Source organism: Homoserinimonas sp. (assembly GCF_056262345.1).
Genome location: NZ_JBACFR010000262.1, coordinates 1 through 4,289 on the forward strand (window position 1 = coordinate 1; position 4,289 = coordinate 4,289).

General features: G+C 63.5%; 4 protein-coding genes and 1 pseudogene. All 5 read right to left on the minus strand.

Annotated features, from left to right (window positions below; genetic code table 11):
* Positions 1–836: amidohydrolase family protein (locus AC062T_RS12345; RefSeq protein WP_476030451.1), on the minus strand; the 836-nt coding region annotated here is incomplete at its 3' end.
* A 340-nt stretch (positions 837–1,176) separates the two neighbouring features.
* Positions 1,177–1,848, minus strand: coding sequence for an ATP-dependent Clp protease proteolytic subunit (locus AC062T_RS12350; protein WP_476030453.1), 672 nt, complete (start codon positions 1,846–1,848; stop codon positions 1,177–1,179).
* Between the two features lie 13 nt (positions 1,849–1,861).
* Positions 1,862–2,473, minus strand: coding sequence for an ATP-dependent Clp protease proteolytic subunit (locus AC062T_RS12355; RefSeq protein WP_476030454.1), 612 nt, complete (start codon positions 2,471–2,473; stop codon positions 1,862–1,864).
* 93 nt (positions 2,474–2,566) lie between these two features.
* Positions 2,567–3,763 carry a trans-sulfuration enzyme family protein gene (locus AC062T_RS12360; protein ID WP_476030456.1) on the minus strand — a complete coding sequence of 399 codons (1,197 nt, stop codon included), beginning with the start codon at positions 3,761–3,763 and terminating at the stop codon, positions 2,567–2,569.
* 104 nt (positions 3,764–3,867) lie between these two features.
* Positions 3,868–4,289: pseudogene (locus AC062T_RS12365) on the minus strand (trigger factor); the annotation flags it as partial.

Here is a 4,289-nt window from a genome sequence, read left to right on the forward strand (position 1 = left end):
GCTTCGTCCGAGACGGGGATGGTGCCGTTCGCGAGACGGTCATTGATGAGCAGCGTGGGGGCAATCGGGATGTTGCGCTCGATAAGGGTGGGCCAGTGACGCTCGACGACACCGGTGCCATGCTCGATCGAGTCCGCGCCGAGGGCTAGCGCGATATCCACGCCCTCGCTCGAGTGCGTGTGAGCGGCAACGGGCATGCTGAGCGCGTGCGCCTCGTCGATGGTGGTGCTGATCTCGGCGTCGGTCTGATTGCGCCATCCCACCCGGTCGCCGATCGAGAGCACCCCGCCGCTCGTGTAGATCTTCACCCCGTGGGCGCCAGCCCTTGCCCACTGCCGCACGAGCTTGCGGCACTCGTCTGGGCTGTCTGCCACGGGGTCGCGGTGAGGGTAGTGGGGAGGGATAAAGAGATCGCCGTGTCCTGCGGTCATGCCGACCTGCCCGTGCACGAGCACTCGCGGCCCTGCGAGGATTCCCTCGTCGAACGCGCGGCTGGCTGCCAGCTGGTGCTTGTCGCCCGCGAGATCGCGAAGCGTGGTGACACCGGCCTTTGCCGCCCGGATGGCATTGGAGGCGATGTGGAGCGTGCGCTCCTCGCCGGGCGTCGTGATCGGCCAGGATGCGAAGTCGACCTTCTTCTCACCCGCATAGGCCCCGAGGTGCACATGGGTGTCGACGAGTCCAGGGATGATGCTGTACTCAGCGGGCGAATCACCGCTCGCCGCAACCGAGCTAATGCTGTCGCCTGCCCATTCGATGGAGCCAACGCCCACATAGGCGGTGCCGTCCCAGATCGCGACGTTGTCGACTCGGCGCGGGGGTATGACAGCAGTCATGGTTCTCCTTCAGTGCGGCAATGCAGGGCGCGGGGGTGCTGACGAACATGTGCCACAGCTGCAGGGAGACCCAGACGAGATGAAATCTCCGTGAACGTTCCAACAAGTTCTACAGGAACATGTTAACAAGTCACGACGAGTAAGACGAAACATGACGTTTCTCAGCGGGATTGGTGCCCGCCTTATTGAGAAAACCCCGCTTAAGTCGTGGGCAAAAGTCATGTTTCGCGCCACTTGTCAACAAGTAGCGATGCGGAAGGACGCTCCGGCGGCCCGCACGACAGAAGGCCCCGTCACCGAAGGGACGGGGCCTTCTGAACGCCGCGAGGGCGAGCTCGTGCTACTTGACGATTGCCGCCGGCAGGTTCTTGCGCGAGGTTAGAACCTGGTCAACGAGTCCATACTCAAGGGCCTCGTGGCCGCTGAGAATGTTGTCGCGATCGATGTCCTTGTTGACCTGCTCGACCGTGCGGTTGGAGTGCTTCGCAAGCGTCTCCTCAAGCCAGCCGCGCATCCGCAGAATCTCCCGGGCCTGAATCTCGATATCCGAGGCCTGTCCGCGACCCGAGTCACCGGCAGAGGGCTGGTGAATGAGCACGCGAGCGTTGGGCAACGCGAGCCGCTTGCCCGGAGTACCCGCCGCCAGAATTACAGCTGCGGCCGACGCCGCCTGGCCGAGAACCACGGTCTGGATCTGCGGGCGAACGTACTGCATCGTGTCGTAGATCGCCGTCATCGCGGTGAACGAGCCACCCGGTGAGTTGATGTACATGACGATGTCACGGTCGGGGTCCTGGCTCTCGAGAACGAGAAGCTGCGCCATGATGTCATCCGCAGAAGCGTCGTCGATCTGCACGCCGAGAAAGATGATGCGGTCTTCGAAAAGCTTGGCGTAAGGGTCCTGACGCTTGTAGCCATACGCCGTGCGCTCTTCGAAGGTGGGAAGGATGTAGCGAGACTCTGCGGGGCGAGCAACGCCACCAGCCTGGTGTCCGAAGTTAGTGAATTCCATGATCTTCCTCGCCCTAGTCCTTGGCTTCTGCTTCTGAGGCCGCAACATCGGTTCCGCCGCCGCCGGCGACGTCCGAAGCGAACTCCCGCAGGTGATCCACGAAGCCGTACTCGAGAGCCTCCTGCGCGGTGGACCAGTTGTCCCGGTCACCGTCCTTGAGGATCTGCTCGACCGACTTGCCGGTCTGCTCGGCCGTGAGCTCCGCCATCCGCTTCTTCATGTCAAGGATGACCTTGGCCTGAGTCTGGATGTCCGCAGCGGTTCCGCCGAAGCCACCGGAGGGCTGGTGCAGCAGCACGCGGGCGTTCGGCGTGATGTAGCGCTTGCCCTTGGTGCCGGACGAGAGCAGGAACTGCCCCATTGAGGCGGCGAGTCCGATGCCCACAGTGACGATGTCGTTGGGCACGAACTTCATGGTGTCGTAGATCGCCATGCCAGCGGTGATCGAGCCACCGGGCGAATTGATGTACAGGTAGATGTCACGCTTCGGATCTTCTGCGGCGAGGAGAAGGATCTTCGCGCAAATCTCGTTGGCGTTGTCGTCGCGCACCTCTGAGCCAAGCCAGATGATGCGGTCCTTGAGGAGTTGGTCGAAAACACTGCTGACCAATGCCGGTTGGGCCATTGCCTACGCTCCGTTTCAGTTATCGCGTATGTCGAATCTATCGGAGCCAACGCCCGCTGCGGCCTGCGTTCGCTGTAGGCAAAGAACCCAGCGTCAGAAGGTGGCGTCGAGAGCGGCGCGCAGATCCGCGAGAAGGTCGTCGACATCCTCGAGCCCGACAGAGAGACGCAGGTGACCCCACGTGCGGAATTCCTCTGGATAGAAGGCCACGCGCTCCCCCGACGTTCCCACATGCACGATGAGCGATTCGTCGTGCCCGAGAGAGACGGCCGAGGTAATGACGCGAAGGTTGGCCACGAACCGGTTCTGGGTGTCGGGGTCGCCCTTGACGGCGAACGCCATCATCGCCCCGTAGCCCGAGAGAACCCGAGACGCCAGCGCGTGCTGAGGATGCGACGCGAGACCCGGGTAGGCCACGTACGCCACGCGACTATCGGATTCCAAGAACTCGGCGACTTTCTGGGCGGATGCCACGTGCTGCCGCAGCCTCAACGGCAGAGTCACCGAGCCTCGAGCGATGAGCCACGCGTTGAACGGGCTGATGACGCCACCGACATCGACCATGGCGTCTGCCTTGATCCGCGCGATGAGCTCCGATGACCCCGCGACAGACCCTCCCATCGCATCGCCGTGCCCGTTGATGTATTTGGTGAGCGAGTGGATCACAAAGTCGGCACCGTCGCGGATGGGCCGCGCGAGGGGCGGCGGCGTGAAGGTCGAGTCCACGCTGAGCAGGGCACCGGCCGCGTGGGCGATCTCGGCGAGGGCTGCGACATCCGCCACCCTCGTCGTCGGGTTGGCCACTGTCTCCACATGGATGAGCTTGGTGTTGGGTTTGATCGCCGCGCGCACCGCATCCAGATCGCTCGTATCAACGAACGTGGCCTCGATTCCGTAGCGTTCGGGCAGGAGCTCAGAAAAGAGCCGAAAACTCGCCTCGTAGGTCTGATCGGCGACAACCGCGTGATCGCCGGAGCGCAGGGTGGTGAAAAACACCGCGTGGAGCGCGGCAACTCCGCTGGCAAGCACGACGGCGTCCTCGGCGCCATCGAGCAGGGCGAGCTTCTGCTGCAGGAGCTTCTGATTCACCGCACCATTGCGGGTGTACAGCGTCGCCTCCGACGATGACCAGCTCAGGGTACTGGGGTCCTCCGGCAGGGCATACGAGTTGGCCAAGACAAGGGGCGTGCGCACCGCTCCTGTTGCCTCGTCCACCCGGTTTCCCGCATGCACCGCCTGCGACAGCTGGCCGAGGGTTGCGGGGTTCTTCTTGTCGGGGCGCTGGTTCATGGCATCAATCTAGCGGGGGGCGCTCGCATCCCCCGCGCCCGTGTCGGTGCATGACGAAGGCCCGCACGGATCATCCGTGCGGGCCTTCGTTGCAGAGCTAACGACTATGCGTGGTCGTGACCGAAGTGCTCGTCGCCCGCCTGGCGGCCGTGGCTGTCTGAGCCACCGGCCGGCATCTCGGCGAAGTCGACATCACCATCGTTGTTGACACCGGCGGTGAAGGCCGACAGGTCGACCTCCGCACCGTTGGAGTCGACAACCTTAGCCTTGGACAGAACGGAGGCGAGAGCCTTGCCGCGAGCAACCTCGCCGACCATTCCGGGGATCTGACCGTTCTGGTCGAGGATCTGGATGAACTCGCCCGGCTCCATGTTGTACTGAGCGGCACCCTGGATGAGGTACTGCGTGAGCTCGTTCTGGCCGACCTTGATCTCCTCGGCCTCGACGACTGCATCAAGAAGAATCTGGGTGCGGAACGTCTTCTCGCTCGACTCGGTGACCTCGGCGCGGTGCTCGTCGTCTTCGA

Bases quoted from the DNA above. Each gene is read 5' to 3' on its own strand.
- AC062T_RS12360 (WP_476030456.1), bottom strand. From the start codon at position 3,763: ATGAACCAGCGCCCCGACAAGAAGAACCCCGCAACCCTCGGCCAGCTG.
- AC062T_RS12355 (WP_476030454.1), bottom strand. From the start codon at position 2,473: ATGGCCCAACCGGCATTGGTCAGCAGTGTTTTCGACCAACTCCTCAAG.
- AC062T_RS12350 (WP_476030453.1), bottom strand. From the start codon at position 1,848: ATGGAATTCACTAACTTCGGACACCAGGCTGGTGGCGTTGCTCGCCCC.